Genomic DNA, 4,134 nt, shown 5'->3' with positions numbered 1-4,134 from the left:
GGCGGCACTCGGTGTTAGAGATTGGCCGCCAAGCCTCGAACCGGACGGTGAGCCATGCCGCAGTTTTTGCGCCTTGCCCTTGTTCTGTGTGGCCTGCTGGCCATCTGCGTCGCCAATGGACCGGCCAGGGCAGCTGATATCGAAGACCTCTACAGCTCTCAGACCATCGTCAACGGCAAGTACGAGAAAAACCGCCAGGCCGGCTTCAAACGCTGTCTCGACGCGGTTCTGGTCCGGGTTTCCGGCGATCAGCGCCTGCCGGCGAAACCGGAGATGGTGGCACTGCGCGACAAGGCCGGCAGCTTTGTCGCCAGCTTCGGTTACCGCGACCGTATGGAAGGCATTCCCAACCATGACGATCAAGGCACGTACGATCGGCCTCACAATCTCTACTGCCACTACAAGCCGGCCACCATCGACCCGGTGCTGGCTTTGCTCGGCAGCAGGCCGTGGCTGACCGAGCGGCCACGGCTGGCGGTGTTTTTGGCGACCGAGCGCGGTACAAGGCATTTCGCGCTCGATGCCAATGACGAGCGCGGCGTGCTGATGCGCGAATCGTTCGGCAATGCCGCCGCGCCGCTGGCCATGCAGGTGGCTTTTCCCACGGCAGCGCTGCTGTCGCAGGCCGGATTGGCCGATCAGGCGCTTCGTAACACCGAGATGACAAAGCTCGATACCATTGCGAAGAAGGCCGGCGCCGACCAGGCGCTTTCCGGCAGCCTCGTCTGGAGCGACAAGGAGCTGGGCTGGATCGCCGACTGGCGGCTGGCCATGGCGGGCAAGACCTATATGTGGCACGTGCGCGGTGTCAGCTTCGATGAGGCTTTCCGCGTTGCCATGCGCGGCGCGGCGCAGATCCTGTCGGGCAATGGGCAACCAAAATAGGCCTCGACCGGATCGCTGGCACAAACGTGTCGCATTGGTCAGCGGCAAGGGCTCGTGGTAAAAGCCGCCGATCTGGAGTTTTGGCGATGAACAAATTCACCCCGACAAAGCCAGCCGGCGCGCGCAGCGTCGACGACATCACCGGCAGCCGCCGCTTGCGCCGCATGCGCAAGGCCGACTGGTCGCGCCGTCTGGTGCAAGAGAACAGGCTCTCGGTCGACGACCTGATCTGGCCGATCTTCGTCGTTGACGGCAAGAATATCCGCGAGCCGATCGCCGCCATGCCGGGGGTCTTCCGCCTGTCCATCGATCTCGCCGTCAAGGAGGCCGAGCGAGCGGCAAAGCTCGGCATTCCGGCGCTCGCCACCTTCCCCAATGTCGACATCTCGCTGCGCGACCAGACCGGTTCGCACATCCTCAACCCGAACAACGTCATCAACCGCGCCACCCGCGCGATCAAGGACGCGGTGCCGGAGATCGGCATCATCACCGACGCCGCGCTCGACCCGTTCACCAGCCACGGCCATGACGGCATCCTGCGCGACGGCATCATCGTCAACGACGAGACGGTGGAACAGGTGACCGCCGCGGCCGTCATCCAGGCGGCTGCCGGCGCTGACATCATCGCGCCGTCCGACATGATGGATGGCCGCATAGGCGCCATCCGCGACGCGCTCGACGCCAATGGTTTCCAGGATGTGGCGATCATGTCCTATGCGACCAAGTTCGCCTCGGCCTTCTACGGTCCCTATCGCGAGGCGGTCGGCACCGCCGGCCTGCTCAAGGGCGACAAGAAGACCTACTACATCGACCACGCCAATTCCGACGAGGCGGTGCGCGAGGCCGAACAGGACATCGCCGAAGGCGCCGACATGCTGATGGTCAAGCCCGGCCTGCCCTATCTCGACATCATCCGGCGGCTGAAGGATGAATTCCAGATGCCGACCTTCGCCTACCAGGTGTCGGGCGAGTATTCGATGATCAAGGCCGCCGCCGCCAATGGCTGGATCGATGGCGAGAAGGCGATGCTGGAATCGCTGCTCGCCTTCAAGCGCGCCGGCTGCGACGGCATTTTGACCTATTTCGCTCCCGAAGTGGCGGAACTGCTGAAGGGATAACTTCTCTTCCGACGATGATCGGTCGCGGCGAGCAAATGCCGGCGATCCGCCTCGGCATCCCTGACAATTTCCGACGTCCGGCCGGGAGACCAGAGCGAGGGTCGCTAGACCATTCGCTTCGAGGCTCGTTTGTACCTAAAAAATACCGCTTGCAATTCGCAAGCAGCTTACTACAAATAACCGATTGCAAAATACAACTGGCTATCGAGGAGGCTCTCATGTCCAAACTTCGTGTCAACGCTTTCAGCCTGTCGCTCGACGGCTACGGCGCCGGTCCCGATCAGAACCTACAAAATCCGCTCGGTGTCGGCGGGGAATCCTTGCACAAGTGGTTTGTCGACACCCGCACCTTCCGTAAGATGGTGCTCGGACAAGATGGCGGCACCACCGATATCAACGAGGCGTTCGCGGCGCGCAGCTTCGAGAATGTCGGCGCCTGGATCCTCGGCCGCAACATGTTCGGGCCGATCCGCAGCGAATGGCCTGACGACAGCTGGAAGGGCTGGTGGGGCGACAACCCGCCCTACCACGTGCCGGTTTTCGTGCTGACCCACCACAAGCGCGAACCGATCGTCATGGAGGGCGGCACGACATTTTATTTCATCACCGACGGCATCCATTCGGCGCTTGAACAGGCGAAGGCGGCGGCTGGGGGCAAGGATGTACGGGTCGGTGGCGGTGTCGACACCATCCGCCAGTACCTGCAGGAAAAGCTGATCGACGAGATGCACCTGGCGATTTCACCGGTGCTGCTCGGCGCGGGCGAGAACCTTTTTGCCGGCCTCGATATGGTGAAGCTGGGCTATCAGTGCAGCGAGCAAGTGGCGACTGCGCTTGCCACGCATGTGGTGATCAAGCGGGCGTAGGTGGCGAAGCCCTCGGCGCAAGCTTCTTTCTCCCCGTTCTACGGGGAGAAATGCCCGGCAGGGCAATGAGGGGCAACGCTACCTTTGGAGACTAGCAGCAAGCCGCCAGTGGCAGCAAATTGGGCTCAATCGCCAACGCCGGCGCCGCCCCTCATCCGCCCTTCGGGCACCTTCTCTCCGTGGAACGGGGAGAAGAAAAAAGTGCTCAGTACTTCTCCGGCACGTAGAGTTCGCGCGGCAGCGTCTGGCGCTCGTATTCGGGATTGAAGACGCGCTCCGGCAGCGTGATCTCTTCGTGTGGGACCTCTTCATAGGGCATCTGCTGGAGCAGGTGGTCGATGCAGTTCAGCCGCGCCCGCTTCTTGTCGTTGCCTTCGACGATGAACCAGGGGGCCTCCGGGATGTTGGTGCGCACGAAGGTCTCTTCCTTGGCCTTGGTGTACTGCTCCCAGCGCACGCGCGACTGCAGGTCCATCGGCGACAGTTTCCACTGCTTCATCGGATCGTGGATGCGCATCAGGAAGCGCATCTGCTGTTCTTCGTCGGTGATCGAGAACCAGTATTTGACCACGGTGATGCCCGAGCGGACCAGCATGCGCTCGAATTCCGGCACGTCGTGGAAGAACTCTTCCACCTGATCGGGCTGGGCAAAGCCCATCACCCGTTCGACGCCCGAGCGGTTGTACCAGGAGCGGTCGAACAGCACGATCTCGCCGCCGGCCGGCAGATGCGGCACATAGCGCTGGAAATACCATTGCGACTTCTCGCGTTCGGTCGGCGCCGGCAGTGCGACGACACGGCAGATGCGTGGATTGAGCCGCTGGGTGATGCGCTTGATGACGCCACCCTTGCCGGCCGAGTCGCGCCCCTCGAAGATCACCACCAGCTTCTTCTTGTGGTAGGCGACCCAGGACTGCAGCTTGATCAATTCGGACTGTAGGGTGATCAGCTCGCGAAAATACTGCATGCGATCGATCGAAGGCGGATGCGCGTTCTTGTAGATCTTTGCGATCTCCATCGACAGCGCCGGCTCCGACATTTCGAGCTCATAGTCCTCGTCGAGCGTGTCGGCGAGCTCGGCTTCAAGCCAGTCCTTGGCAGGAGAATTCTGTTTTAGCTCGGTCATCTCAGCTGCTCCGCTTGCAAGCTCTGTCGATCCATGTCCGGCGTCGCAAACTCCCGGCTTATGGCCCGGAACGGCAACACCCTGAGCCGACTTCAATATAGGCCGGCAATGACGGTTTTATTGCAGCCCGAGCGTGATC

General features: G+C 62.0%; 4 protein-coding genes. 3 read left to right on the top strand and 1 reads right to left on the bottom strand.

The window, feature by feature from the left end; genetic code table 11:
- The first annotated feature begins 54 nt into the window (after positions 1-54).
- The 3 genes from EN935_RS25110 (at position 55) to EN935_RS25100 (ending at position 2,869) form a co-directional block, all read left to right on the top strand.
- Entirely contained in the window at positions 55-885 is an 831-nt protein-coding gene (locus EN935_RS25110) for a DUF2066 domain-containing protein (protein WP_127264884.1), read from the top strand.
- 86 nt (positions 886-971) lie between these two features.
- Entirely contained in the window at positions 972-2,003 is a 1,032-nt protein-coding gene (gene hemB, locus EN935_RS25105; protein WP_109668591.1) for a porphobilinogen synthase, read from the top strand.
- 218 nt (positions 2,004-2,221) lie between these two features.
- Positions 2,222-2,869, top strand: coding sequence for a dihydrofolate reductase family protein (locus EN935_RS25100; RefSeq protein ID WP_127264885.1), 648 nt, complete (start codon positions 2,222-2,224; stop codon positions 2,867-2,869).
- Between the two features lie 205 nt (positions 2,870-3,074).
- Here the strand turns inward: EN935_RS25100 and ppk2 are convergent, their stop codons facing one another.
- A complete protein-coding gene (ppk2, locus tag EN935_RS25095) occupies positions 3,075-3,995 on the bottom strand; it encodes a polyphosphate kinase 2 (protein WP_127264886.1) in 921 nt (306 codons plus the stop codon).
- Positions 3,996-4,134 lie beyond the last annotated feature (139 nt).

This window comes from Mesorhizobium sp. M7D.F.Ca.US.004.03.1.1, assembly GCF_003998635.1.
In the GTDB taxonomy this organism is placed as follows: Bacteria; Pseudomonadota; Alphaproteobacteria; order Rhizobiales; family Rhizobiaceae; genus Mesorhizobium; species Mesorhizobium loti.
The sequence above is the reverse complement of the archived record's forward strand: the minus strand, read 5'-3'. Positions and strand labels throughout refer to the sequence as shown.